Origin of the sequence: Pseudomonas sp. TE50-2 (genome assembly GCF_040813665.1) — a bacterium.
GTDB lineage: Bacteria > Pseudomonadota > Gammaproteobacteria > Pseudomonadales > Pseudomonadaceae > Aquipseudomonas > Aquipseudomonas soli.
Genome location: NZ_JBFNXN010000001.1, coordinates 5154219 through 5179236, shown reverse-complemented (window position 1 = coordinate 5179236; position 25018 = coordinate 5154219). Strand labels below are relative to the sequence as shown.

The 25018-nt window shown below is 67.2% G+C and carries 30 protein-coding genes; 18 read left to right on the top strand and 12 right to left on the bottom strand.

Annotation, left to right across the window (positions count from 1 at the left end; all coding sequences use genetic code 11):
* The first annotated feature begins 13 nt into the window (after positions 1–13).
* From AAHK21_RS23730 to AAHK21_RS23660, 15 genes are all read left to right on the top strand, one after another.
* Positions 14–1495: an ABC transporter substrate-binding protein gene (locus AAHK21_RS23730; RefSeq protein WP_367859023.1), complete on the top strand. Its 1482-nt coding sequence runs from the start codon at positions 14–16 to the stop codon at positions 1493–1495.
* A gap of 19 nt (positions 1496–1514) precedes the next feature.
* Positions 1515–2156 carry a SurA N-terminal domain-containing protein gene (locus AAHK21_RS23725; RefSeq protein WP_367858525.1) on the top strand — a complete coding sequence of 214 codons (642 nt, stop codon included), beginning with the start codon at positions 1515–1517 and terminating at the stop codon, positions 2154–2156.
* Positions 2157–2396: 240 nt separating this feature from the next.
* Entirely contained in the window at positions 2397–2930 is a 534-nt protein-coding gene (locus AAHK21_RS23720) for a response regulator (protein ID WP_023631301.1), read from the top strand.
* Between the two features lie 54 nt (positions 2931–2984).
* On the top strand, positions 2985–4703 hold the full coding sequence (locus tag AAHK21_RS23715) for a GspE/PulE family protein (RefSeq protein ID WP_367858524.1): 1719 nt from the start codon (positions 2985–2987) through the stop codon (positions 4701–4703).
* Positions 4684–5466 carry a hypothetical protein gene (locus AAHK21_RS23710; protein ID WP_367858523.1) on the top strand — a complete coding sequence of 261 codons (783 nt, stop codon included), beginning with the start codon at positions 4684–4686 and terminating at the stop codon, positions 5464–5466. The genes AAHK21_RS23715 and AAHK21_RS23710 overlap by 20 nt, the downstream gene beginning before the upstream one ends.
* 1 nt (position 5467) lies before the next feature.
* A complete protein-coding gene (locus AAHK21_RS23705; protein ID WP_046855693.1) occupies positions 5468–6010 on the top strand; it encodes a pilus assembly protein in 543 nt (180 codons plus the stop codon).
* A complete protein-coding gene (pilO, locus tag AAHK21_RS23700; protein WP_367858522.1) occupies positions 5997–6548 on the top strand; it encodes a type 4a pilus biogenesis protein PilO in 552 nt (183 codons plus the stop codon). The genes AAHK21_RS23705 and pilO overlap by 14 nt, the downstream gene beginning before the upstream one ends.
* Entirely contained in the window at positions 6548–7054 is a 507-nt protein-coding gene (locus AAHK21_RS23695; protein WP_367858521.1) for a hypothetical protein, read from the top strand. The genes pilO and AAHK21_RS23695 overlap by 1 nt, the downstream gene beginning before the upstream one ends.
* The gene (locus AAHK21_RS23690; RefSeq protein ID WP_046855690.1) at positions 7051–8928 is read left to right on the top strand and encodes a secretin N-terminal domain-containing protein; all 1878 of its coding nucleotides are present in this window, start codon (positions 7051–7053) and stop codon (positions 8926–8928) included. The genes AAHK21_RS23695 and AAHK21_RS23690 overlap by 4 nt, the downstream gene beginning before the upstream one ends.
* A complete protein-coding gene (locus tag AAHK21_RS23685) occupies positions 8925–9398 on the top strand; it encodes a type II secretion system protein (protein WP_046855689.1) in 474 nt (157 codons plus the stop codon). The genes AAHK21_RS23690 and AAHK21_RS23685 overlap by 4 nt, the downstream gene beginning before the upstream one ends.
* A gap of 5 nt (positions 9399–9403) precedes the next feature.
* Positions 9404–9778 (top strand): type II secretion system protein, encoded by a 375-nt coding sequence (locus tag AAHK21_RS23680; RefSeq protein ID WP_038706100.1) that lies wholly within the window; start codon positions 9404–9406, stop codon positions 9776–9778.
* Positions 9753–10274, top strand: a complete 522-nt coding sequence (locus AAHK21_RS23675) for a type II secretion system protein (RefSeq protein WP_267302724.1) — start codon at positions 9753–9755, stop codon at positions 10272–10274. The genes AAHK21_RS23680 and AAHK21_RS23675 overlap by 26 nt, the downstream gene beginning before the upstream one ends.
* Positions 10271–10666 carry a curli production assembly/transport protein CsgE gene (gene csgE / locus AAHK21_RS23670; RefSeq protein ID WP_038706102.1) on the top strand — a complete coding sequence of 132 codons (396 nt, stop codon included), beginning with the start codon at positions 10271–10273 and terminating at the stop codon, positions 10664–10666. Before AAHK21_RS23675 ends, csgE begins: the two co-directional genes overlap by 4 nt.
* Positions 10663–11082: a curli assembly protein CsgF gene (locus AAHK21_RS23665; RefSeq protein WP_023632251.1), complete on the top strand. Its 420-nt coding sequence runs from the start codon at positions 10663–10665 to the stop codon at positions 11080–11082. Before csgE ends, AAHK21_RS23665 begins: the two co-directional genes overlap by 4 nt.
* 33 nt (positions 11083–11115) lie before the next feature.
* On the top strand, positions 11116–11967 hold the full coding sequence (locus AAHK21_RS23660) for a CsgG/HfaB family protein (RefSeq protein ID WP_367858520.1): 852 nt from the start codon (positions 11116–11118) through the stop codon (positions 11965–11967).
* A 61-nt stretch (positions 11968–12028) separates the two neighbouring features.
* On the opposite strand, the gene AAHK21_RS23655 is transcribed toward AAHK21_RS23660, so the two are convergent.
* Positions 12029–12412, bottom strand: a complete 384-nt coding sequence (locus tag AAHK21_RS23655; RefSeq protein WP_046855686.1) for a helix-turn-helix domain-containing protein — start codon at positions 12410–12412, stop codon at positions 12029–12031.
* Positions 12413–12541: 129 nt separating this feature from the next.
* Here AAHK21_RS23655 and AAHK21_RS23650 point away from each other — a divergent pair, with 129 nt between their 5' ends.
* Positions 12542–13096 (top strand): ester cyclase, encoded by a 555-nt coding sequence (locus AAHK21_RS23650; RefSeq protein WP_367858519.1) that lies wholly within the window; start codon positions 12542–12544, stop codon positions 13094–13096.
* A 149-nt stretch (positions 13097–13245) separates the two neighbouring features.
* Here the strand turns inward: AAHK21_RS23650 and AAHK21_RS23645 are convergent, their stop codons facing one another.
* Positions 13246–14220: a polysaccharide deacetylase family protein gene (locus AAHK21_RS23645; RefSeq protein WP_367858518.1), complete on the bottom strand. Its 975-nt coding sequence runs from the start codon at positions 14218–14220 to the stop codon at positions 13246–13248.
* 104 nt (positions 14221–14324) lie between these two features.
* On the opposite strand from AAHK21_RS23645, the gene AAHK21_RS23640 reads away from it, so the two are divergent.
* The gene (locus AAHK21_RS23640; protein ID WP_367858517.1) at positions 14325–15203 is read left to right on the top strand and encodes a LysR family transcriptional regulator; all 879 of its coding nucleotides are present in this window, start codon (positions 14325–14327) and stop codon (positions 15201–15203) included.
* Between the two features lie 48 nt (positions 15204–15251).
* On the opposite strand, the gene AAHK21_RS23635 is transcribed toward AAHK21_RS23640, so the two are convergent.
* Both AAHK21_RS23635 and AAHK21_RS23630 read right to left on the bottom strand, forming a co-directional pair.
* Positions 15252–15503 (bottom strand): hypothetical protein, encoded by a 252-nt coding sequence (locus AAHK21_RS23635; RefSeq protein ID WP_367858516.1) that lies wholly within the window; start codon positions 15501–15503, stop codon positions 15252–15254.
* 28 nt (positions 15504–15531) lie between these two features.
* Entirely contained in the window at positions 15532–16032 is a 501-nt protein-coding gene (locus AAHK21_RS23630; RefSeq protein WP_367858515.1) for a DUF4142 domain-containing protein, read from the bottom strand.
* Positions 16033–16243: 211 nt separating this feature from the next.
* Here AAHK21_RS23630 and AAHK21_RS23625 point away from each other — a divergent pair, with 211 nt between their 5' ends.
* On the top strand, positions 16244–17812 hold the full coding sequence (locus AAHK21_RS23625) for a diguanylate cyclase (RefSeq protein ID WP_367858514.1): 1569 nt from the start codon (positions 16244–16246) through the stop codon (positions 17810–17812).
* Between the two features lie 31 nt (positions 17813–17843).
* On the opposite strand, the gene AAHK21_RS23620 is transcribed toward AAHK21_RS23625, so the two are convergent.
* The 8 genes from AAHK21_RS23620 to AAHK21_RS23585 form a co-directional block, all read right to left on the bottom strand.
* A complete protein-coding gene (locus AAHK21_RS23620) occupies positions 17844–18803 on the bottom strand; it encodes a ribonuclease Z (protein ID WP_367858513.1) in 960 nt (319 codons plus the stop codon).
* A 143-nt stretch (positions 18804–18946) separates the two neighbouring features.
* On the bottom strand, positions 18947–19747 hold the full coding sequence (gene hpaI, locus AAHK21_RS23615) for a 4-hydroxy-2-oxoheptanedioate aldolase (RefSeq protein WP_367858512.1): 801 nt from the start codon (positions 19745–19747) through the stop codon (positions 18947–18949).
* 9 nt (positions 19748–19756) lie between these two features.
* Positions 19757–20560 carry a 2-oxo-hept-4-ene-1,7-dioate hydratase gene (hpaH, locus tag AAHK21_RS23610; protein WP_367858511.1) on the bottom strand — a complete coding sequence of 268 codons (804 nt, stop codon included), beginning with the start codon at positions 20558–20560 and terminating at the stop codon, positions 19757–19759.
* Between the two features lie 7 nt (positions 20561–20567).
* Positions 20568–20978, bottom strand: a complete 411-nt coding sequence (locus tag AAHK21_RS23605; RefSeq protein WP_367858510.1) for a 5-carboxymethyl-2-hydroxymuconate isomerase — start codon at positions 20976–20978, stop codon at positions 20568–20570.
* Between the two features lie 11 nt (positions 20979–20989).
* Entirely contained in the window at positions 20990–21913 is a 924-nt protein-coding gene (gene hpaD / locus AAHK21_RS23600) for a 3,4-dihydroxyphenylacetate 2,3-dioxygenase (RefSeq protein ID WP_217869637.1), read from the bottom strand.
* A 141-nt stretch (positions 21914–22054) separates the two neighbouring features.
* A complete protein-coding gene (gene hpaE, locus AAHK21_RS23595; protein WP_367858509.1) occupies positions 22055–23515 on the bottom strand; it encodes a 5-carboxymethyl-2-hydroxymuconate semialdehyde dehydrogenase in 1461 nt (486 codons plus the stop codon).
* Entirely contained in the window at positions 23512–24291 is a 780-nt protein-coding gene (locus AAHK21_RS23590) for a fumarylacetoacetate hydrolase family protein (RefSeq protein WP_367858508.1), read from the bottom strand. Before AAHK21_RS23590 ends, hpaE begins: the two co-directional genes overlap by 4 nt.
* Entirely contained in the window at positions 24288–24962 is a 675-nt protein-coding gene (locus AAHK21_RS23585; protein ID WP_367858507.1) for a fumarylacetoacetate hydrolase family protein, read from the bottom strand. Before AAHK21_RS23585 ends, AAHK21_RS23590 begins: the two co-directional genes overlap by 4 nt.
* Positions 24963–25018 lie beyond the last annotated feature (56 nt).

The window sequence follows — 25018 nt, the reverse complement described above, 5'->3', positions numbered from 1 at the left end:
GTTGGTCCTGCTCATGTTGTGGTGGTGCCTGTGCGGGGCGGTGCAACTGAGCGAACAGGAACTCGCCGGCAAACGCCTCTACCGTGAAGGCGTCTCCAGCAGCGACGCCCAGTTGCTGGCCCGGGTCGGCCCCGGCGACATGAGTGTGCCGGCTAGCGTGCTGCCCTGCGCCGGTTGCCATGGCAACGACGGGCGCGGCCGCAGCGAAGGCGGAGTGCGCCCGCCGAGCCTGGACTGGCAGCGCCTGGCCCTTGGCCCTGGCAACCGCGAGGCCAACAACCGGCGCTACCCGGCCTACACCGATGCCAGCCTGGCGCGGGTCATCCGCAGCGGCACCGACCCCGCCGGCAATCGCCTCGACCCGGCAATGCCACGCTTCGACCTGAGCCTGGCCGACCAACGCAATCTCACCGCCTACCTCAAGCGCCTGGGTGAGGACCGCGACCCCGGCGTGGAGGAGGGCACCTTGCGCCTGGGCACCTTGCTGCCCGAGCAGGGCCCGCTGGCCGAGGCCGGGCGGACGGTGCGGGCAGTGCTGGAGGATGGCGTCGCGCAGTTGAACCAGCAGGGGGGTATCCATGGGCGACGCCTCCAGCTGGTCGCGCTGGACCCAGGGCAGGACCCGGCCAGCACCGCACAGGCACTGGACACGCTGATGCAACGAGAACGGGTGTTCGCCCTGGTCGCGCCCCTGGCGCCACTGCTCGACAGCCGCCAGCTGGAGCAAGCCGGCCTGCCGCTGATCGGTGCCACGCCACGTAGCGGTGGCAACGCGCAGGTGTTCGATCCCTTGCCGGGCGTGCCCGGGCAATTGCTCAGCGTGGCGCTGCATGCCCGTGATGCCCTTGGCCTGGCGCCCGCGGCCTTGCGGGTGGTGTATGCCGGCGCAGAGCAGGCCGATGCGGCGCAGGTGCTGCAGCAGCGTTTGCGTCAACTGGGGTTCGCTACCACGCCGCCCCTGGCGTTCATGGGCCAGGCCCCGGACGGCGAGGGCATTCTTTTCCTCGGCCACGCCCAGGCATTCACCGCGCTGGCGTCGAGCCTGCAGGCAAGCGGGCGCAACCCCTACCTGTTCGCCGCCTCGGGCCAGGTGGCCGGCGCCGTGCCGGGATTGCCACCATCATGGTCGCGGCGGGTGCTGCTGGCCTATCCCTTCGTACCCGGCGACTGGACCGCGCAAGGCCGGGCGACCCTTGCCGGGGTGCAGTTGCGCCAGGGGCTGGAGCCGCGCCAGGCGTCGTTGCAGGTCAGTACCCTGTGCGCCTGGCAATTGTTGGTCGAAGCTTTGAAGCAGATCGGGCGCGACGCCAGCCGTGAGCAGCTGTTGGTCGCCCTGGAGCAGTTGCATGACATCGATACCGGCCTCACGCCGTTGCTGGGTTTCGGCCCCGGACGCCGCCAGGGCATGACAGGTGCCCATGTGGTGGAGGTAAGCCTGCCGGGCCCTGGTTTCATTGAAGTGGCACCGTACCGAGCGGTGCCGGATAGCCCTTGAGATTCAGGAGAAGATCACCATGCGCACCCTGATTGCCTGCCTGTTGTCGCTGCTCGCCCTGGTCAGCCACGCCGACACCCCGGCGGCGCGGGTCAATGGCGTGGAGATCGGGGTGCTGCGCCTGGAACGCTACTTCAGCGAATACCTTCAGGCCCAGGGGCGGGCGGTGGCGAGCATCCGCAACCCCAACCTTTACCAGCGCCTGCGCGCGCAGGCCCTGGATGAACTGATCGACAAGGAACTGCTCTGGCAGGAGGCCCAGCGCCAGGGCATAGACATCAGCGATGCGCAGGTGACGGCGCGGGTCGGCGAGGTCGAGGCGGCCTTCGGCAGCCCTGCGGTGTTCGAGCAGCGCCTGGCGCAAGCCGGCTTCGATCGGGCAGGCTTCGCTGACTACACTCGACATGAGATGGCCGCCCAGCAGGTTTTCGCCCGGCTGAGCGCGGTCGAAGAACCCAGCAGCGCCGAAGTTGCAGCCTTCCATCAGGCCAACTGGCAAAGACTGCAAGGAATGCAGAACCAAAGTGATAATACTTCTGTCCTACCAGAACACGGCCTGCGCCTGGCCAGGGATGCGCTCGTCGCGCAACTCCAGGGCCAGGCCCGGCAAGCCGTACGCCAACGTTTGCGTGATTCCGCTACAGTGGAGCGCGCCGACTGAAGGGCGGGCAGGGCGTTCCCCCCATAGTTGGGGAAACGCTTCAGGGCAATGTGCCATCATCTTCCCCGGATATGGGGAACGACCCGCCCGCAAGCTCTGAGGTGACAGACAAGCTTCAACGATATCAACGACTTGAAAGCGGTAAGCACTGATTTTTCATGCCTGGCACGAAGCCTGCTCAAGCCTCTACAAGGCCGCACTTCGCAGACCGGGAAACCGGGCAGTTCATGGGAGTGGACCTTGGTGAACAGAGTATTGGTAGTCGATGACGAACAGACCCTTGCGCAGAACCTGCAAGCTTATCTGCAAGCGCAAGGCCTGGAGGTCCATCTCGCCCACGACGGTGCCACGGGTATCGAAGAGGCCGAGAGACAGGCACCGGACGTGATCGTGCTGGATTACCGCTTGCCCGACATGGAGGGGTTTCAGGTCCTGGAGACCGTGCGCAGGAACAGGCAATGCCATTTCGTGCTGATCACTGCCCACCCGACCGCCGAGGTCCGTGAGCGGGCCGCCGAACTGGGCGTGACCCATGTCCTGTTCAAGCCGTTCCCGCTGATGGAACTGGCCCGCGCCGTCTTCGACCTGATGGGCATCGAGCGCCAGCGCAGGAGCACCGACCAGCCGGCCGAAGGGTACGTCGAACGACGCCAGAACAGGAACGAGTCGTTCCCCTTGCAGTTGTACGATGGCAGCTGGGTCCTGGCCGACCGCCGACGCAATGGCGGCAAGCCCACCGAACCTGACGACGAACAACTGCTCACCGGGGAATAGCGGCGCCCAAGGCCCCCAAGCCCGCGGCGCCGCCCCTGAGCGGAGTCGCAGGCCATGTCCCAGGCATTCGATGCAAGCAGTAAAGGCCTCGTCGCCGGCAATCCGGAGCAGGCACCCCTTTATCCTCCATACCCCCGCGACCTCCTGGCCCAGGCCCGCCAGCAAGCCGGCCAAGAGCGCCTGCTGGCCTGCCTGGAACACCTGTCCAGCGACACCCCGGCCACTTTCACCCAGCGCCTGGCCACCACCCTGCATTACCCGGTGCTCGCCACCCAGGCCCTGTTCGCCTGCGCCCCGGCCTTCGACCGGGTCAGCCTGGCGCAGTGCCTGAAACACGAATTCGCCCTGGTCGAACACGACGGCGAGCGGGTCGGTGTGTTCGCCGACCCCTTCGACAGCGCCCGCCTGGCCTGGATCGACGACTGCCTGCAGGGCGCGCCGCTGTACCTGGCCCACGCCGCCGACCTCGCCGCATTCCTGGCCCGCCACGAGGAAAGCTTCCACGCCGTCGATGCCCTCGGCCACGAGGCTGAACCCGGCAACGAGGCCGACCCGCTGCAGCGCCTGTCGCTGACCAGCATCAGCGAAGACCAGAGCCGCGTGGTCAAGCTGGTCAACTCCACCCTGTACGACGCCCTCAAGCTGCACGCCAGCGACATCCACCTAGGCATGACCGGCCAGGGCCTGACCATCAAGTACCGCATCGACGGCGTGCTCAACGGTGCCGGCAAGGCCAGCGGCAGCGCCTTCGCCGAACAGGTGATCTCGCGGATCAAGGTGATGGCCGAGCTGGACATCGGCGAGAAACGCGTGCCCCAGGACGGTCGTTTCAAGGTGGCCATCGGCGAGCGGCAGATCGATTTCCGCGTCTCGATCATGCCGAGCATCTTCGGCGAGGACGCGGTGCTGCGGGTACTGGACAAGCAGGACCTGTCCGACCAGGTCAGCGGCGTGCAGCTGCAGGCCCTGGGCTTCGAGGCGCACACCTTGCAGGCCCTGCGCCGGCTGGCCGCCGAGCCCTACGGCATGATCCTGGTCACCGGCCCCACCGGCAGCGGCAAGACCACCACCCTCTACGCCATGCTCAGCGAGATCAACCACGGCATGGACAAGATCATCACCATCGAGGATCCGGTCGAGTACCAACTGCCCGGCGTGCTGCAGATCCCGGTCAACGAGAAGAAGGGCCTGACCTTCGCCCGTGGCCTGCGCTCGATCCTGCGCCACGACCCGGACAAGATCCTCGTCGGCGAGATCCGCGACCCGGACACCGCGCAGATCGCCGTGCAGTCGGCGCTTACCGGGCACCTGGTGTTCACCACCATCCACGCCAACAACGTATTCGACGTGATCGGCCGCTTCAGCCAGATGCAGGTCGACCCCTACAGCTTCGTCTCGGCGCTCAATGCCGTGCTGGCCCAGCGCCTGGTGCGCCTGGCCTGCCCGCACTGCGCGCAGGCCTGCGAGCCGGATGACGACTTGCTGGCCGCCTCGGGCCTGGCCCGTGACGCGGTGGCCGGCTGGCGCTTCGTGCGTGCCCAGGGCTGCGGCCAGTGCCGTGGCAGCGGCTACCGCGGGCGCAGCGCGATTGCCGAACTGCTGCACCTGGACGACGACCTGCGGCAGATGATCGTCGAACGTCGCCCGCTCTCGCAGATCAAGCAGCTGGCCTGCCAACGCGGCCTGCGCCTGTTGCGCGCCTCGGCCGTGGACCTGGTCCGCGATGGCCGTACCACACTCGAGGAGATCAACCGTGTCACATTTATCGCCTGATCGGTATTGCGCGGTGCTGGGCGCCGAGGGTGTCGGCCTGGGCCATTGGCACGGCCGGCAGCATCAATGGCTGGGCAGCCGCGCGTTTGCCTGCGACGCCGCCCAGCCGGCCTGGGCCCCGGCACTGCAGGCCCTGGCGGGGCTGCTGGGTGAGCATCCGGCACGCGGCGCGCAGTTGCGCGTGCTGCTCTCGGCCCGCTACAGCCGCTTCTGCCTGGTGCCCTGGAGCGATGCCATCGGTACCCCGCGCGAACTCGACGCCTACGCCCGGGCCTGCTTCGAGAACCTCTACGGGCAGCCTCTGGACGACTGGCGCATCGTGCTTTCGCCGGAGCCGGCCGGCGCCGCGCGCATCGCCACGGCGCTGCCCGAGGCACTGCTCCAGGGCCTGCAGGCCCTGGGACGGGAAAGCCGTCTGAGCCTGCGCTCGGTGCAGCCGTACCTGATGGCCGCCTACAACCGCTGCTCGGCGCAACTGACCCAAGGCGACTTCCTCTTCGTGCTGGCCGAGCCGCGCCGCAGCGTGCTGCTGCTGGCTTCAGGCGGTGCCTGGCAACAGGTGCTGGCCCAGGGCTGCGCCGATAACGACCAGGCGCTGCAGGCGCTGATCGAGCGTACCTGCGAACTGTATGGCGAGCAGCTGCCTCGGGTGTACCTGCACGCTCCGGGGCGCACGGCAGCCTCGCAGCTGGCCGCGGTGCAACTGTGCGCCGCCAGCGCCGAATCCGATCCGTTGTGCGCCATGTGGCGAGCGGTGGCCTGACATGCGCCGCCTCGACCTGGAATTCCAACCCCGCCACAGCAGCCCCCTGGCCTGGTCGTTGCTCGCCCTCGGCGGCGCCGTGCTGGCCGTGCTGGTGCTGGCCCAGCAGCAACTGGTGAGCGAGCAGGTGCACCTGGAAGGCCGCGTGCACCAACTCGAACTCAAGCTTGGCCGGCGCCCGGCCACCGCCGCAGTGCAGAGCAGCGCGGTGATCCGCGAGCAGGCCGAGCGCCTGGCGCAGATGCGCAGCGTCTCGCAGCAGTTGCAGCGGCCATGGCAGCAGCTGTTCGCCATGCTCGAGGCGATGCCACAGGAAGACGTGGCGCTGCTCAGCCTGACCCCCGATGCCCGCAAGGGCCAGGTACGCATCAGTGCCGAGGCGCGCAACCTCGAGGCCATGCTGCAGTACCACCAGCGCCTGGAGCGCAGCGCCGAGCTGTCGGACGTGTCGCTGCTCAACCACGAGGTGGTGGCCGGGCAGGTCGAGCATCCGGTGCGCTTCAACCTCACCGCCACCTGGGAGACCGGCCATGCGCGTCCGTAGCCTGATCGTCCATGAAGCGCTGCGCCGCCTGGGCCGGGCAGGGCTGGCCGCGGTGCTGGTCGGCGGCCTGGCCCTGGCGGTCGCCCTGGGCGGGGTGCTGCCCCAGTGGCAGGCGGTGCGCGAACTGCGTGCCAGCGAGGCCGATGCCAGTGCCCAGGTGCAGCGCCTGGCGCGTGGTGAGCTCAAGGTGCAGGCCAAGCCCGAGCAGCAGGCGCTGGACGACCTGCGTCAGCAGCTGCCCGGCCAGCCCCAGGCCAGCGAGCTGATCGAGCGCCTGTACCACCTGGCCAGTGCCGAGCGCATCAGCCTGGCCCGTGGCGAGTACGCCCTGGGCGTGGACCCGAAGACCCAGCTGGCGCGCTACCAGATCGTCCTGCCGGTGCGCGGTAGCTACCCGCAGATCCGTGGCTTCCTCAAGGCGCTGCTCGGCCAGTTGCCGACGCTGGTGCTGGAAGACCTGGAACTGCAACGCAAGCGGATCGGTGACCGGGAACTGACCGGTCGTGTACGCATGACCCTTTACCTGTCGAGGTCGTGATGAACACTCAGCGTGCGGTGATATGGGCCGGGTTCCTGGGGTTGAGCGCGGCGCTGGCGTGGGCGCCGGGGCATTGGTTTGGTGTTGAGGACGAGGCGGCCCCGATCGCCGGCAAGCCGGCTCCCACAGCGCCGGAAGCGTCCAGCAACCCAGTGGCAGCCGACTCACCGTCGATCGGGGCGGCGCCGCCCTCGAGAGATCTGTTCCCGGTCCAGCAATGGACCCCACCCCAGGCCCTGGCCACCGTCACCGAACAACCCGTGGTCACTACCCCGGAGCCCGCGGCACCTACCGCCCCGACGCTGCCGTTTCGTTTCATCGGTCGCATGGGTGAGCGCGACGACCTGCAGATCTTCCTGCAGAGCGGCGAAAAGCTCTACGTCGTGCGCCAGGGTGATGTGATCGACGACACCTACCGTCTGGACCGCGTCTCGGCCACCGAGCTGAGCCTGGTCTACCTGCCACTGCATCAGCCACAGACCCTGTCTGTCGGGAGCGCACCATGAAACCGTCGAAGTTGTGCAAGCCTGCGCCGTTCGTGCTCCTGGCCCTGTGCGTGGCCATCGCCGGATGCGGCTCGAGCGCCGCGCGCAAGGACAGCCAGGAACTGATCAAGGAAGGCCAGTACGAGGCCGGCATCGCTCGCCTGGAGGAAGCCCTGCGCGAAGATCCGCGCGACACCGAACTGAACATCGCCCTGGCCCACGGCCGCCAGGCCGCGGTCGAGGCGCTGCTGACCCAGGCCGACAGCGACCGCGTGCGCCATGACTTCGCCGGCGCGCGCATGGGCTACGGCCGGGTGCTGACCATCGAGGCGAACAACCGCCGCGCCCAGGAGGGCATCCGCCAGCTGGAGCTGATCCGCACCCTCGACGACCGTGTCGCCCTTGGCCAGGCTGCATTGCGCCAGGGCGACCTGTTCGGCGCCGAGCGCTACATGCGCGAGGTGCTGCGCCTCGACCCGCAGAACCAGAAGGGCCAGATGCTGCGCAGCGACATCGAGAACGTCCAGGCCCGTACCGCCACGCCGTACCCGCAACTGCGCAGCAAGCTGGAGCGCCCGGTCACCCTGGAGTTTCGCGATGCCGACCTGAAGACCATCTTCGAGGTGCTGGCCCAGGTCGCCGGGATCAACTTCATCTTCGACAAGGACCTGCGCCCGGACATGAAGGCCACCATCTTCGTGCGCGAGGTGCGCATCGAGGACGCCGTGGCCCTGCTGCTGGAGCAGAACCAGCTGCGCCAGAAGATCGTCAACGACAACACCTTGCTGCTCTACCCGGACTCGCCGCAGAAGACCAAGGACTACCAGGAACTGGTCATGCGCACCTTCTACCTGACCAGCATCGACGCCAACACCGCGTTGAACATGGTCAAGACCATGCTCAAGACCCGCGACGTGTTCGTCGACGAACGCCTCAACACCCTGACCATGCGCGACACCCCCGACGCCGTGCGCATGGCCGAGAAGCTGCTGCAGTCCCAGGACCAGTCCAACCCCGAGGTGGTGCTGGAAGTGGAGGTGATGGAAGTGGCCACCTCGCGCATCCTCGACCTCGGCCTGCAATGGCCCAACACCTTCGGCGTGCTGACCAGCGACGGCAAGTCGGTCAGCGTGCTCGACCAGCTGCGCGGCATCGACTCCAGCCGCATCAGCATCTCGCCGGCGCCGCAGGCCAAGATCAATGCCCAGGACAAGGACATCAACACCCTGGCAAGCCCCGTGATCCGGGTCAGCAACCGCGAGCAGGCGCGCATCCACATCGGCCAGCGGGTGCCGATCATCAGCGCCACCTCGGTGCCCTCGACCCAAGGCCCGGTGATCACCGAAAGCGTCACCTACCTGGATGTCGGCCTCAAGCTGGAAGTGCAGCCCACTGTGCACCTGAACAACGAGGTGGCGATCAAGGTGGCCCTGGAAGTGAGCAACGCAACGCCCCTGGAGGCCACCCGCCAGGGCACCATTCCGGTCCAGGTCGATACCCGCAACGCCCAGACCAGCCTGCGCCTGCACGATGGCGAGACCCAGGTGCTGGCCGGCCTGGTGCGCAACGATCACAACGCCAGCGGCAACAAGATCCCGGGGCTGGGCGACATTCCCGGCCTGGGCCGGCTGTTCGGCAGCAACAAGGACGACATGAGCAAGTCCGAGCTGGTGCTGGCGATCACCCCGCGCATCGTGCGCAACCTGCCGTACCAGAGCCCGTCGGACATGGAGTTCGCCACCGGGACCGAATCGGCCCTGCAGGTGCGTCAGCTGGCGCAACCGGCGCCGGCCAGCGCGCTGCCCGCCGACGCCCCGGCTGACGAGCCGGCCGCGGCGCCGCTGGTCGAGGGGCAGATGGCCGTGGTGCCTGCCGCCGCGAGGCCACGGCCATGACACGCCGCCAGCAGGGTTTCAGCCTGATCGAGGTGGTGCTGACCCTGGCGCTGCTCGGCTTGCTCGCCAGCATGGCCGCGCCCCTGACCGAGACCGTGGTGCGCCGGGGCAAGGAGCAGCAGTTGCGCGAGGCGCTGTACCAGATCCGCGACGCCATCGACGCCTACAAGCGCGCCTTCGACGCCGGCTACATCGAGAAGCGCCTGAACGCCAGCGGTTATCCGCCGAGCCTGCAGGTGCTGGTGGACGGCGTGCGCGATGTGCGCAGCGCCAAGGGCGCGAAGTTCTACTTCCTGCGCCGCATCCCCCACGACCCGCTGCGCGCCGCCAAGGACGACGACCAGGGTGGCTGGGGCCTGCGTGCCTACGACAGCGCGGCCGACAGCCCACGCGAAGGCGAGGATGTGTTCGACGTGTATTCCAAGGCCAGCGGCAAGGGCCTGAACAACGTGCCCTACGGGCAATGGTGACGGCGATGAAAGCGAGCAGAGGCTTCACCCTCATCGAACTGCTGGTGGTAATGGCGATCATCGCCACCCTGATGACCATCGCCATGCCGCGCTACTTCAACAGCCTGGAGGCCTCCCGCGAGGCCACCTTGCGCCAGAGCCTGGCGGTTTTGCGCGAGGCCCTGGACCACTACTACGGCGACACCGGGCACTACCCCGATTCGATCGATCAGCTGGTGGAGCAGCGCTACCTGCGCAACACCCCGGTCGATCCGATCACCGAGCGGCGCGATGCCTGGCAACTGGTGCCGCCGCCCGAGGGCGTAGCCGGCGCGGTGGCCGACATCAAGAGCGGAGCAACCGGGAGGGCGCGCGATGGCAGCCTCTATGCCGAATGGTGAAGCCGGCTTCACCTACCTGGGCGTGCTGCTGCTGATCGCCGTCAGCAGCGTGGCCCTGGCGGCCACCGGCACCCTGTGGGCCACCAGCCTGCAGCGCGAGCACGAGCGCCAGTTGCTGTGGGTGGGCGGCCAGTACGCCCAGGCGCTGCGCAGCTACTACCGCGCCTCGCCGGGCCTGGCCCAGTACCCGCAGGACCTTGCGGAGCTGGTGGAAGACAACCGTTTCCCGTCGCCGCAGCGCCACTTGCGCCGGCTCTACCCGGACCCTGTCGGCGGCGGCGAGGAATGGGGCCTGCTGCGCGCGGTTGATGGCCGCATCACCGGGGTGTACAGCCGCTCCGACGCCGCGCCGCTCAAGCGCAGCGGTTTCGACGCCCAGTGGAGTGCCTTCGAGGGGCTGGAGCACTACAGCGACTGGCAGTTCGTCGCCGAACAGGCCTTCGCCGAAAGCGCCGCTGGCGCTCGTCCACATGCCGGCCTGGGGGAGGCGCCATGAAACGCCTGGCCGCGTGGGTGTGCCTGTGCCTGGCCCTGTTGCATGGTCAGGCGCAGGCAGGAGCCGAGGACGAGATGATGGGCTTCATCGTCGACAACACCATCTCGCACATCGGCCACGACTTCTATCACGCCTTCAGCGACCGGCTGCGCGCCACCAGCCGGCTGGATTTCAACCTGGTGGTGCGCGAACGCCCGGATGCCCGCTGGGGCAGCCTGGTGACGGTGGAGTACGAACGCGAGGTGCTGTACCGGCGCTTCCTGCCGCCCAACACCACGCAACTCAACGACGAGGCCATCGCGGCCGCCGACCTGGTCCGCCAGCAGATCATCCAGCGCAAATTGCAACGGCTGCTGCAGGACACAACCGATCTGGAGAGGGACGAGCTATGAGCAACCACCTTGCACGACGCATCGCCGCCTGCCTGCTGGCCGCCGGCCTTGGTGGCCAGGCCCTGGCCACGGAGCTGGTGTACACCCCGGTCAACCCGTCCTTCGGCGGCAACCCGATCAATGGCGCCTGGCTGCTGAACAACGCCCAGGCGCAGAACGACTACGACGACCCCGACCTCAAGGACCGCAGTTCGGCATTCGCCGGCACCTCGGCCCTGGAGCGCTTCAGCAACCAGCTCGAGTCGCGCCTGCTCGGGCAGTTGCTGGACAACATCAGCAACGGCAACACCGGCAGCATGTCCACCGACGCCTTCCTGATCGACGTGATCGACGATTCCGGGGCGCTGAGCATCAAGGTCACCGACCGGGCCACCGGGGAAGTCTCGATCATCGAGGTCAGCGGCCTGAACCCCTGAGAGGGACGGGTCTTTTATTGGGGAGAGAACGCCATGAAACGCCTGCTGAGCACACTGCTGATCCTCACCGCCCTGGCTGGCCTGCAAGGCTGCGGCCTGCGCGAGCCGATGCCCGCCGAACAAGACCCCGAGACCCCGACGCTGACGCCGCGGGCCTCGACCTACTACGACCTGGTCAACATGCCGCGGCCACGCGGTCGGCTGATGGCGGTGGTGTACGGCTTCCGCGACCAGACCGGGCAGTACAAGCCGACCCCGGCCAGCTCGTTCTCCACCAGCGTCACCCAGGGGGCGGCGAGCATGCTGATGGACGCCCTCAACGCCAGCGGCTGGTTCGTGGTGCTGGAGCGTGAAGGCCTGCAGAACCTGCTGACCGAGCGCAAGATCATCCGCGCCTCGCAGAAGAAGCCTGACGTTGCCGAGAACATCCAGGGCGAACTGCCGCCGTTGCAAGCGGCCAACCTGATGCTCGAGGGTGGCATCATCGCCTACGACACCAACGTGCGCAGCGGCGGCGAGGGCGCCCGCTACCTGGGCATCGGCCTGTCCCGCGAGTACCGGGTCGACCAGGTCACGGTCAACCTGCGGGCGGTGGACGTACGCACCGGGCAGGTGCTGGCCAACGTGATGACCAGCAAGACCATCTACTCGGTCGGGCAGAACGCCGGGGTGTTCAAGTTCATCGAGTTCAAGAAGCTGCTCGAGGCCGAGGTCGGCTACACCACCAACGAACCGGCGCAACTGTGCGTGCTGTCGGCCATCGAAGCCGCGGTTGGCCACCTGCTGGCCCAGGGCATCGAGCGGCGGCTGTGGCAGGTGGCCGGTGAAGGGACGGGGGACAAGGCGGTGTTGGACAAGTACCTGAGTCAGTACCAGCAGCAGTAGCGATCTGCGGGGCCATGTGGTCCGCCGATGCCCCCGAGGGATGTCGAAAAAGAGGGCTGAATCATTCGCCGCACTGGTCGTACAGCTGGCGCGCCAGAAGAATCGCCGGCATGTTCGACTCCGCCCACTGCGCCAAACGCTCCACAGTGCCGCCCAGTGTCGCGCCCAGCTCGGTGAGGGCGTATTCGACGGTGGGCGGCACGGTCGGATACACCTGGCGCTCCACCAGGCCGTCGCGTTCGAGCCGCTTCAGGGTTTGCGACAGCACCTTCTGCGAGACGCCGGCGATATCCCGGCGCAGCTGGTTGAAACGCACCCGCTCGCCGGCGCTGAGGCGGTCGATGAGCAGCAGCACCCATTTGTCGGCGAGGCGGTCGAGCACCAGGCGGGCCGGGCAGTTTGGGGCGAATACGTCGTAGGCGGGGCATTCGCGGTAATGGGCCATGGGTTACTCCAAGGTAATCAGGTGAGTGAAAAGTGCCTTCTTGAGCGCCTGGGCGGGACTGGTTAGGCTTTTATCCATGGTTCGCGGCCGCGCCATACCCACCCGTTGAATGCACTGAAGGAAACTGAGATGAACACCGAACCCAAGGCTTCGGCGCTGCGTGCTGGCCGCTGGATCACCCTCCTGTTGTTGAGCGCGGCGGCCAATCCGGGCAATGCCGGCGAGCTGGTGACTCCGGCTACCCTGGTCGTGGACCAGAGCCTGCCCAAGGCCCAGCTGGAGCAGCAGATCCTCGCCGCCCGCCGCTACGACACCTTCTGGAACACCGGCGACGAGGCCATGGCCCGCGCCGCGTTGGCCAGCGACTTTCGCGACAACACACTGCCACCGGGACGGCCACAGGGCGTGGAAGGGCCATTGAGCGCTTCCAGGGCATTCCGCGCAGCGGTGCCGGACCTGCGCTGCGAGGTACTGCAGATGATCGTCGCGGGCGATCGGGTCACCGCGGCGCTGCGTTTCACCGGGCACTTCAGCGGCAAGCTGGGCGAGCACCAGGGGCAGGGCCAAGCCATCGATTTCATCGCCATGGATATCTACCGTGTCGCCGAGGGCCGGATCGCCGAGGACTGGCATCTGGAGGACAACCTCGCGTTCATGCGCCAGGCGGGGTTGGTGGGGCGCTGAACACACGGGCTGGCCTTGATCCAGGGTTACCAGGGCTGGCCTCATCGCCGGCAAGCCGGCTCCCACAGGTACAGTGCATGGCGTGACATTTGCGCGTTCGGTGTGGGAGCCGGCTTGCCGGCGAAAGGGCGCGAAGCGCCCCCGGTCGGTCAGTCGAACACACGTGGCGGATTGACCGGCGTATCGGCCTGGGCCAGGGCCCAACGGGCAATCTCGTCCTTGCGCATGAACGCCACGCCGGCATGGCCGCGGGCATAGGCGAAGAACTGATCCAGCGCATGCACCACGGTAGGCGTGCCGCCGATGCGGTCATGCGCCGACAGCGACATCAGCCGACGCCGTTGGCGGCCTTCGGCGTAGAGCACGTCGAACTCGTCCTTGAGCTCCTGCAACAGCGCGGCGCCGGTCATCGCCGAGGAACCAGCGATGCGGCCGATGTCGTTGTTGCGCAGGGTGTAGGGCACCACGGCGAACGGCTTGCCGCGCACCGGGGTGATCGAGGGTTCGTCGCGGGCCAGATCGTCGATGTGGTAGAGAAAGCCGAGGTCCTGGAGGATGTTCAGGGTCTCGCGGGAGTGACGCATCCAGAATGCGTTGAAACCCACCGGGCGTTGGCCGGTGACGCGCTCGATGATGGCGCTGGCCTGCTCGTACTGACGACGCTCCTCTGCCGGCGTCAGGCTGTACTGCGGCGCCCAGTGCAGGCCGTGGCCGGCGGCTTCGTGGCCGCGCCTGACCACCTCGGCCGCCAGCTCCGGGTAAGCCTCCACAGCCTTGCCGACCATGTGCGAGGTGACCTTGATGCCGTGCCGGTCGAACAGCGCGAGCAGGCGCGGCACGCCTTCCAGCGGGCCATAGCGGTACCAGCTGGGGGCGATGGTGTCGGGGTAGCGTGAATCCAGGGGCGGGAAGGGGCTTTCGGCGTGTTCCGGCTGGCCTCCGGATTCGAATTGCAACGACACGGAAATCACCAGTTGCGCGCCATTGGGCCAGAACCCTTTGCCATCGCCGCTATCGGGCGGCGTCCCGGTGCTGCTGCCCGGCTCTTTCGCCAGTACCGCGCCCGCCGCGACGGCGATGCCGCCGGCGAGGGTGCCTTTCATGAAATCTCTTCTGCTGGTCATCGGGTTGCTCCTGTGCGGGTGTCGATGCCGGGCAGTGTAATTAGCGAGGAAATCGCGAATAATCAGGCGAAAGCCAAAATCATATTTCGGAAAAGTCGAAAAGCATGCTGGATAACCTGGCGTTGTTCCTGACCATCATCGAAAAAGGCAGCCTGTCGGCGGCGGGCCGCGAGCGCGGGCTGTCACCGGCCACGGTATCCGAGCGCCTGTCGGCGCTGGAGGCGCATTACGGGGTGACGCTGCTGACCCGCAGCACCCGCTCGCTGAGCCTCACCGACGCCGGCCGGCAACTCGCCGAGGGCGCACGGCGCCTGCTGGCCGAGGCCGACGAGCTGGAAAGCCGTCTCAGAGACGGCCAGCAGAAGATCTCCGGACTGGTGCGCCTGAGCGCGCCGGTAGACCTCGGCCAGCACTGTATCGTGCCGCTGCTCGACCGCTTCCTCGCCGAACATCCGCAAGTCTCGATCGACCTGGACCTGACCGATGGCTACGTCGACCTGGTGGGGCAGGGCATCGATTTCGCCATTCGCTACGGCACCTTGGCCGACAGTTCCCTGCGCGCACGGCCCCTGGGCGACAACCGTCGGGTGCTGTGCGCCGCGCCCGACTATCTGCGCCGCCACGGCACGCCACTGCACCCGGACGACCTGGCGCGTCACGATTGCATCGTCATGCGCTTCGGCATCCACGCCGAACGGGTCTGGCCATTTCGCCTGGATGGCGTGGCCTACCCGGTGAGCGTGCGCGGGCGGCGGATCGCCAACAACGGCGAGCAGGTGCGGCGCTGGGCGCTGGACGGGCACGGGTTGTGTTTGAAATCGCTTCGCGATGTGCGCGACGACCTCGACAACGGCCGGTTGGTCGAAGTGCTGGCAGACTTCAGCGCCGGCCAGGTGGCCCTGCAGATCGTCTACCCGCCGACGCGAGTGCAGCCACGACGAGTGCGGGCGTTGATGGAGGCGATCATCGAAGGCCTGCGCTAGCGCGCCCCGTGGCAGCTGGCCGAGCCATTGCCACAGGGCGGACCGACATCAGCCTTCGGCTTGTCTGGCGGCCTCGACACCGGCGGACGACAGCTTGATCGGGTAGTTGACGCTGAGCGTGTGGCCGGCTTCGACATTCACGCTGCCATCGTGGATCAAGCCTTGCTCCTGCAGGGTCTTGAGCATGCCGGCCACGGCTTTCTCGCCGCGGTAGTTGTCCAGCACTTCCTTGCCCAACCCTTGCGGGTGGGCGTGCAGCAGACGGGTCAGGACTTCCGAACGCAGTGCATCATTGCTCATGGGAGCCTCGTTTTGTCAGTGGGGCGGGTTACTGGCCGTGCTTGGCCTGCAGTTCCTTGGCATGCTTCAGGTGCTCTTCGAGCTTGGGCAAGGTCTCGCCGGCGAAGGCCTTGAGTTCGGCCTTGTCGGACGAGGCGGCCTCTTTCCTGAACAGTTCCACGGCTTTCTCGTGGGCCTCGACCTGGTTGTTGACGTAGGAGCGGTCGAACGACTCGTCGCGCCATTCCAGGATCATCTTCTTGACCTTGTCGGTCAGCGCCGCTTCATCGGGCACGCTGATGTCCAGTTTGCGGGCGATGTCGCCGAGCTTCTGGTTGGCCTGGGTGTGGTCGGTGACCATCTGCTGGGCGAATGTCTTGATTTGCGGGTCCTTGCTCTTGTCCAGCGCCAGCTTGCCGGTCACCACTTCGGCGATGCCGGCCTCGGTGGCGGCGTCGACGAAGTCATCCGACGAGGCGGCCATGGCCTGTAGCGACGCCATGCCCAGCACCATGGAAAACCCGACCCGCTTGAGGAACAGATTGCACATGTGTGACTCCTTATCCGTTGGCGCGACGTCAGTGTCGCGTACGGTTGAGGGCCGGCGGCGGGCAAAGGTTTAATTTTTCTACTGAAGGACGCCTGGGTACGCAACGAGGCCCACGCCAGCGACCATGCGCCGGTGTGGATCAGCCTCGGCACACGCAAGCGGCGCTGAACTATAGTCATTGGCGGCCAAGGGTCGATGACAAGGGACTTCAATGCGCGCAGTCAGGAAACAGACCGAGGACGGCCTCTTCCCGGTGACGGGCGAGGGCCGCGCCGTGTCGCTGTTCCGCCTGATGCTCAGTTTCATGGCGGTGGTGATGCTGGCTTTCGTGCTGGTCGAAGGCTGGCGGATCTGGCGCGACTACCGACAAGTGTTCAGCAATGCCGAGAACGCGGTCAGCAACCTGGCGCGGGCCACCGCCCAGCATGCCGAGGATGCCATCCGCCAGGTGGACGCCATCACCGCAGCCCTGGCCGAGCGCCTGGAAGGCGATGGTTTCGATCATGTCGACCGCCCGCGCCTGCATGCGTTGCTCAAGCAGCAGGCGCAGATCATGCCGCAGTTGCACGGGCTGTTCGTCTATGGCCCGGACGGCGGCTGGATCGTCACCGACAAGGATGATGTGCCAGCGGGCGCCAACAATGCCGACCGCGACTATTTCATCTATCACCGCACCCATCCCGACCGCCAGGTGCGCATCGGCTCGGTGGTGCGCAGCCGCTACACGGGCGACCTGATCATCCCCATTTCGCGGCGCCTGGAAAATGCCGACGGCAGCTTTGCCGGGGTGTTGCTGGGCACCATCAAGGTCGACTGGTTCGTGCGCTACTACGGCGACTTCAAGATCGACGAGCGTGGCGCCCTGGTGCTGGCCAAGCGCGACGGCACCATCCTCGTGCGCCGGCCATTCGTCGAGCAGGTGATCGGCCGCAGCCTGGCGGCCAGCGACATCTTCCGCAAGTACCTGCCCCATGTCAGCGAAGGAGTGGCCGAAGCGGTGGCGGTGGTCGACGGCACACCTCGCCTGTACGGGTTTCGCTCGCTGAGCAGCTACCCGCTGGTGGTGGAGGCGGGCTTGTCGCGCGAGTCGATCATCGCGCCGTGGCGCCACGACATGCTCAAGTCGGTGGCGGTGCTGGTCCTGGTACTGATCGGCCTGGCTGGCTTCGGCTGGATCGTCCTGCGCCAGTTGCGCGAGCGCATCGCCATCGAGCGTGCCCTGCACCAGGCCCACCAGACCCTCAAGGCGCTGGCCCTGACCGACAGCCTGACCGGGCTGGGCAACCGCCGGCGGCTGGATGCGGTGCTGGAACCGGAGATACGCCGGGCGCGGCGACAGGGCTATGCCCTGGCCCTGGTGATGCTCGATCTGGACTGTTTCAAGGCCTACAACGACCGCTACGGGCATCCGGCCGGCGACCAGTGCCTGCGCCGCTTCGGCGAACTGTTGCGCCAGGCGCTGAAACGCCCGGGCGACCTGGCGGTGCGTTATGGTGGCGAAGAGTTTACCTTGCTGCTGCCCGATACCGATGCCGCGGGGGCCAGCCAGATCGTGCAGGAGATCCTGCAGTTGCTGCGTCGGCAGGCCATCGAGCACGGTGGCAGTCCGTTCGGCCATGTCACGGCCAGCGCCGGGATCGCGGTGGGTGCGCCGACGTTGGAGACGGTGACCCCGGAAAACCTGATGGCAGCGGCGGACGGAGCGCTCTACCAGGCCAAGCGGCAGGGGCGCGATCGCTACTGCCTGGCGGCCAGTGTGGAGCAGCATCCGGCGCATTGATCGAGGGCTGTCATGGCAGCAAGGTGGGGCGTTACTCCACCTCGACCAGCACCCCGTCACGGCCAATCCGATAGCGCGCCAGGTCCCGGGCCAGGGTCAGGTGCCCTTTGTAGTGCGCCAGCGCCTCTTCGCGTACCTCCTCAATGGAACCGCCGCGCCCACCGCCTGACTGGTAGCGGGCGCTGAAGTGCGTCAGCACCAGGTTCTTCACCGCCGCCATCTCGGCGAAGCGCGCCACCGCAGCCGCGGTGCTGTGACCGAAGCTGGCCTGGGTGCGTTCGACCACCGGTTGGGTGAAGGTGGCTTCGTGGACCAGCACGTCGACGTTGGCGGCCAGTTCGCTCAACAGCTCAGGGCGGTCGTTGTCGCCGCAGACGATGATGCGTTGCGCCGGACGCGTCGGTTGCAGGTAGGCCAGCGGGTCGATCTGGCGACCTTCGTGCTCGACTGTCTGACCACGGGCGATCTGCCCCCACAGCGGCCCGGCCGGGATGCCGTCGGCGCGCAGGCGCTCGGTGTCCAGGTGAGGTTGCGGGTCGCGCTCCTCGAACACGAAGCCGTAGGAGGGTACCCGGTGCGACAGCTCGACCACGCCGACCTGGATATTGCCGTGGTTCAAGCCTGTGAAGGTCTCCAGCGCCTGCATCTGCAACTCGAAGGGCAGGTAGGTGTCGCTGACCGCCAGGCTCTGCCGGACCCATGGGTGCAGGTCTGCCGGCAGGACCAGCACCAGCGGCTCCTTGCGCCCGGACATGCCGGCGCTGGCCAGCAGCCCCGGCAGGCCGAAGCAGTGATCGCCGTGCACATGGGTGATGAAGATGGCGCGCAGGTCGCGCACCGACAGCGGGCTGCGCAGCAACTGGTGCTGGGTGCCTTCGCCGCAATCGACCAGGTACCACCCGTTACCCGTGGCTTCTATGACCGCTGTTGCGCTGACGTTGCGGGCCTTGGTGGGCACCCCGGAAGAGGTGCCCAGAAACTGCAGGTCCATTGCCTGACTCCTTGATTCGACGTTGTCGCGACCCCGCAGGGCGGGGCGCGCGGAGGCTAGCATGGTGCTGCCGGGCGGGCCAGTAGTGCTTTCTGTCATCACCGGATCGCCCCAACATCGAGCTTACGCGCTACAAGGCCAGGCTAGTAGACACCGCCCTGGGCAATGGCGGCGGTCCCTGCCTTGAACATGCCCGCCAGCCCCTGCAAGCCGCGCATCAGCACCGTGGTGTCGACGCCGACCGCGACGAACGTCGCGCCCAGTTCGATATAGCGTCGCGCCAGCGTTGTGTCGGCGCTGAGGATGCCCGCCGCCTTGCCGGCGCGAGTGATGCGCACGATGGCGTCCTCGATGGCCGCCTGCACCTCGGGATGCCCCGGATTGCCCCGCTGGCCCATGGCGGCGCTGAGGTCGGCGGGGCCGATGAACACGCCATCGACGCCTTCGATGGCGCATATTGCATCGAGGTTGGCCAGGCCTTCGCGGTTCTCCACCTGCACCAGCAGGCACATCTGGTCGTCGGCCTGGTCCAGGTAGCCGGGGATGCTGTTCCAACGCGAGGCCCGCGCCAAAGCGCTGCCGACTCCGCGCACGCCGTGGGGCGGGTAGCGCATCGCCCGTACCAGCTGGCGCGCCTGCTCGGCGCTTTCGACCATGGGTACCAGCAGGGTCTGTGCGCCGATATCGAGCAACTGTTTGATCTGCGCGGTATCACCGATCACCGGGCGCACGATGGGCTGGGCCGGGTAGGGGGCCACGGCCTGCAACTGGCCGAGCAGGCTGCGCAGGTCGTTGGGCGCGTGCTCGCCGTCGAGCAGCAGCCAGTCGAAGCCGGCGTTGGCCGCCAGCTCCGCGCAATACGGGTCGGCCAGGCCAAGCCACAGGCCGATCTGCGCCTGGCCGCTGCGCAGGCGTTGCTTGAAGGTGTTGATGGGCATGTCCATGGGCGCTCCTCAGACGAAACGGCAGGCGATCGAGCCGAGCTGGTCGTAGTCGACGTGGAAGGTGTCGCCGCGACGGGCTGCCACCGGACGGGTGAACGAGCCGCCGAGAATGACCTGACCGGCTTCGAGGCCCACGTCGTGCGCCGCCAGCTTGTTGGCCAGCCAGGCCACGCCTTTGGCCGGGTGATTGAGCACCGCTGCCGACACCCCGGACTCCTCGATCACGCCGTTGCGGTACAGCACCGCAGGGACCTTGCGCAGGTCGATATCGCCCGGGCGCACGGCGCGCCCGCCCATCACCACGCCAGCGTTGGCGGCGTTGTCGGAGATGGTGTCGAACACCTTGCGGGTGGCGCCGCTGAGCGGGTCGACCTGCTGGATGCGCGCATCGATGATTTCCAGCGCCGGGATCACCCACTCGGTGGCGTCGAGCACGTCGAACAGGGTCACGTTCGGCCCCTTGAGCGGCTTGCCGAGGATGAACGCCAGTTCCACCTCGACCCGCGGCACGATGAAACGCTCGAAGGGTATGTCGCTGCCTTCGTCGAACAGCATGTCGTCGAGCAGCGCGCCGTAGTCCGGCTCGGTGATGTTCGACGAGACCTGCATGGCCCGGGAGGTCAGGCCGATCTTGTGGCCGACCAGCTTGCGGCCGTCCTCGATCTTCTGTGCCACCCAGGCACGCTGGATGGCGTAGGCGTCCTCGATGCCGATCGAGGGGTGTTCCAGGGAAAACTGGCCGACCTGTTCGCGGGTGCGTTCGGCCTGGTCGAGGCGGGCGGCGGCTTGCTGGATGATGCGGGCGTCGAGCATGGAGACCTCAGGGCTGGCGGGTGAACAGAGGGTGCAGGCTGCTGTGCTTGGCGTCGTACACCTGGGCCTGGCTTTCGTCGATTTGCAGGGTCACGCCGACCGGGCGACGTTCCAGCAGCGTATCCAGGTGCCGGCGCAACACCGCCAGCAGCGCGTCGCCGACCTGCTGGTGCACTGCGGCGCTGCGTCCGCCGCCCATGCGCAGGTTGGCGTAGACGAAACCGTAGGCGCCGCGGCCATCGGCGATTGCCGCATGGGCGGCGGGGTAGGCCAGCACACGGGTGCCGCCGGTGGGGAACACCTGGCGATGGTGTTCGTCGCGCTGGGCGAGCATGCAGTCGGCCAGGGCGCGGCATAGGCCGGGCATATCGGCGTCGGCTTCGATATCCGGGCTGTAGAGCAGGACCAGATGGGGCATGGTGGTGCTCCTTACAGGCGGCTTGTGGAGGTGACCCCGGCCGGGTTCGAGGCCTGGGCGGCGGGGATCGCGCTGCCGTCCTGCGGGGTGACCGGGAAGATCGCGTTGATCTGGCCGGTGCCGGAGGAGCCGAAGTACGGCGTCACCACCTCGGCCTTGCCGTCGTACTGCGACCAGCCCAGGGCGCCGAGCAACATGGCGGTGTCGTGCATGAAGCCTTCGCCATGGCCCTTAACCGCGTACTCGGGCAGCATCGCGCAGAAATCGGCCCAGTCGCCGTCCTGCCACATGCGCACCACGCGGTGGTCGAGGGTTTCCAGGAACGGGCTCCAGACCTTGGTGGCGAAGTCCGGGGCCTGGCCGTTCTGGGCGAAACGGTGGGACAGCGAACCGCTGGCCAGGAACGCCACGCTGCCGTCGTAGTGCTCCTCGACCGCCTTGCGCATGGCCCAGCCCAGGCGGGCGCTGTCGTTGAGGTAGTGCGAGGTGCATAGCGCCGAGACCGAGATCACCTTGAAGTGCTGGTCGGTGTTCATGTAGCGCATCGGCACCAGGGTGCCGTATTCAGGCGCCAGCGTGGTGGCGTCGTGGGCCATGGTTTCCACGCCCAGGCGATTGCATTCTTGCGCGAGGATGCGTCCCAGCTCGGGGTTGCCGGGGAAGCCGTAGTTCATGTTGGCGATGAAGTGCGGCAGTTCGTTGCTGGTGTACAAGCCTTCGAAGTGCGCGGCGCAGTTGATGTGGTAGTTGGCGTTGACCAGCCAGTGGGTGTCGAACACGACGAGGGTGTCGACGCCCAGTTCGCGGCAGCGCCGGCCGATCTCGAGGTGGCCGTCGATGGCCGCCTGGCGAAAGCCCTGGCGCGGGCCGGGCAGTTCGGACAGGTACATCGACGGCACGTGGGTGATCTTGGCGGCGAGAGCGAGTGTGCCCATGGGAATCTCCGGTAACGGGTTGTTGTTATGTATCCATGGCGAGGGCTTCGCCCTCGTTTCGCCGGCAAGCCGGCTCCCACAGTGTGCGGTGATCCCTGTGGGAGCCGGCTTGCCGGCGATGGGCTGCCCAGCAGCCCCGCGTTACACCCCCCAGCGCGGAATGTGATGGCTACCCATGGATATACACACGTTCTTGATCTCGGCGAAGACCTCGAAGCTGTATTGCCCGCCTTCGCGGCCGGTGCCCGAGCCCTTGACGCCGCCGAACGGTTGGCGCAGGTCGCGCACGTTCTGGCTGTTGATGAACACCATCCCGGCCTCGATGCCACGGGCCAGGCGATGGGCCTTGCCGATGTCCTGGGTCCAGATGTACGAAGCCAGGCCGTACTCGGTGTCGTTGGCCAGTTGCAGCGCCTCGGCCTCGTCCTTGAACGGGATCAGGCACACCACCGGGCCGAAGATCTCTTCCTGGGCGATGCGCATCTTGTTGTTCACATCGGCGAACACCGTCGGCTGGATGAACTGCCCCTTGGCCAGGTGCGGCGGCAATCCCGTCGGGCGCTCAAGGCCACCGGCCAGCAGGCGCGCGCCTTCTTCCAGGCCGATGCGGATGTAGCCGGTGACCTTGTCGTAGTGCTGCTGGGTGATCATCGAGCCGACCTGGGTCTTCGGGTCGGTGGGGTCACCGACGATCAGGCGCTTGGCGCGGGCGGCGAACTCGGCGACGAACTGCGGGTACACGCTTTCCTGGATGAAGATGCGGCTGCCGGCGGTGCAGCGCTCGCCGTTGAGCGAGAAGATGGTGAACAAGGCGGCATCCAGCGCACGCTCGAGGTCGGCGTCCTCGAAGATCAGTACCGGCGACTTGCCGCCCAGTTCCATGGAGTACTTCTTCAGGCCGGCCGTCTGCATGATCTTGCGGCCGGTGGCGGTGCCGCCGGTGAAGGAGATGGCGCGCACGTCCGGGTGACGCACCAGGGCATCGCCGGCTGTGGCGCCGTAGCCCTGGATGACGTTGAGTACGCCATTGGGGATACCGGCCTCGACCGCCAGGCGCCCCAGCTCATTGGCGGTCAGCGGCGACAGCTCGCTCATCTTCAGCACCGCGGTATTGCCCAGGGCCAGGCATGGCGCGGTCTTCCAGGTGGCGGTCATGAACGGCACGTTCCACGGCGACACCAGCGCGCACACGCCCACCGGCTGATAGAGCGTGTAGTTGAGCATCTGGTCGTCCACCGGGTAGCTGTGGCCGTCCATGCGCGTGCACACCTCGGCGAAGAAGTCGAAATTGTGCGAGGCGCGGGGAATCAGCACGTTGCGCGTCTGGTGGATCGGCAGGCCGGTGTCCAGGGTTTCCAGCTCGGCCAGCTGCGGCACGTTCTGCTCGATCAGCTCACCCAGGCGGCGCATCAGGCGCGCGCGCTCCTTGGCCGGTGTATTGGCCCATTTCGGGAAGGCTTGCTTGGCCGCGGCCACGGCCAGGGCGACTTCCTCGGCGCCGCCGCTGGCGACTTCGCCGATGGCCTCGCCGGTGGCCGGGTTGTAGTTGACGAAGGTGTCGCGGCTCTCGACTTCGCGGCCATCGATCCAGTGCTTGATCATGCTGTTGCCTCTTGTGCGTTGCGGGCGAAGAACTCGGCTTCGCTGACGATCCGGTTGACCAGGCGGCCGACGCCTTCCACTTCCACTACCACTTCGTCGCCCGGGACCACGTCGGCCAGGCCTTCCGGGGTGCCGGTGGCGATCATGTCGCCGGGTTGCAGGGTCATGAAGCTGGAGAAGTATTCGATCAGGTAGGGGATGTCGAAGATCATGTCGGCCGTGGTGCCTTGCTGTTTCAGCTCGCCGTTGATCCAGGTGCGCAGGGTCAGGTTCGACGGATCCGGCACATCGGCGGTGTCGACTATCCAAGGGCCCACCGGGGTAGTGGCGTCACGGTTCTTCACCCGCAGGTTGGGGCGGTAGTAGTTCTCCAGGTAGTCGCGGATGGCGTAGTCGTTGCAAACCGTGTAGCCGGCCAGGTAGTCGAGGGCGTCCTCGCGCTTGACGTTGCGCGCCGGCTTGCCGATCACCGCCACCAGTTCGCACTCGTAGTGCATGTACTTGACGTTGTCCGGGCGCCAGCTGACCTGGTTGTGCCCGGTGTAGGTGCCGGGCGACTTGACGAAGGCCAGCGGCTCGGTGGGCGGGGTGAAGGCCAGCTCGGCGGCATGGTCGGCGTAGTTCAGGCCCAGGGCGAACATGCTGCCGGTAGCCGGTGGCAGCCAGGTGACCTGGTCGGCGTCGACCACACGGCCATCGGCCAGGCGCAGTCGCTGGTCGTTTTCGACGGTGACCGCGTGGACCTGGCCGTCGAACTGGATACGGGCGTGCTTCATGAGACAAGTCCTTGTTCGGCGACGATGGGGTTGGTCAGTTGGCCGAGGCCGTCGATCTCGACCGTCACCTGGTCGCCGGGCAGTACATCGACACGGCCTTCCGGGGTGCCGGTGATCAGCACGTCGCCGGCATGCAGGGTCATGAACTCGCTGATCTCGGCGATCAGCCGGGCCACGCCGCGCACGCAGTTGGCGGTATTGTTCTGTTGGCGCAGCTCACCGTTGACCCACAGACGAATGCCCAGCGCGTCGGGGTTGCCGACCTGCGCAGCCGGCACCAGCTGCGGGCCGAGCGGGCAGAAGCCGTCGCGGCACTTGGCCTTGACCGCCGGGCGGTAGTAGCTGTCTTCGGGCAGGCTGAACTCGTTGACGATGGTGTAGCCCGCCACATGCTCCAGCGCGTGTTCCAGGCCGACGCGGCTGGCGTCCTTGCCGATGACCACGCCCAGGGCAGGGCCCGCTTGCAGGCGTTCGACTGCCGAGGGGTAGGTCACCGGCCGGGCGTGCCCGTTGCGGGTATTGGGCGTCTTGATGAACAGCACCGGTTTGACCGGCGGCTGCTGGTACGGCGCTTCGTGGAAGGACGCCAGATGCTGTTGCAGCAGGCCCTGGTAGTTCAGGGCGACGCCGAACAGGCTGCCGCTGGCGACCTCGTGCAAGGCACGGCTCATGCATTTCTCCTGCGGTGGGCGAAGCGACCGGGGGCGCTTCGTGGTGTTTTTGTTAA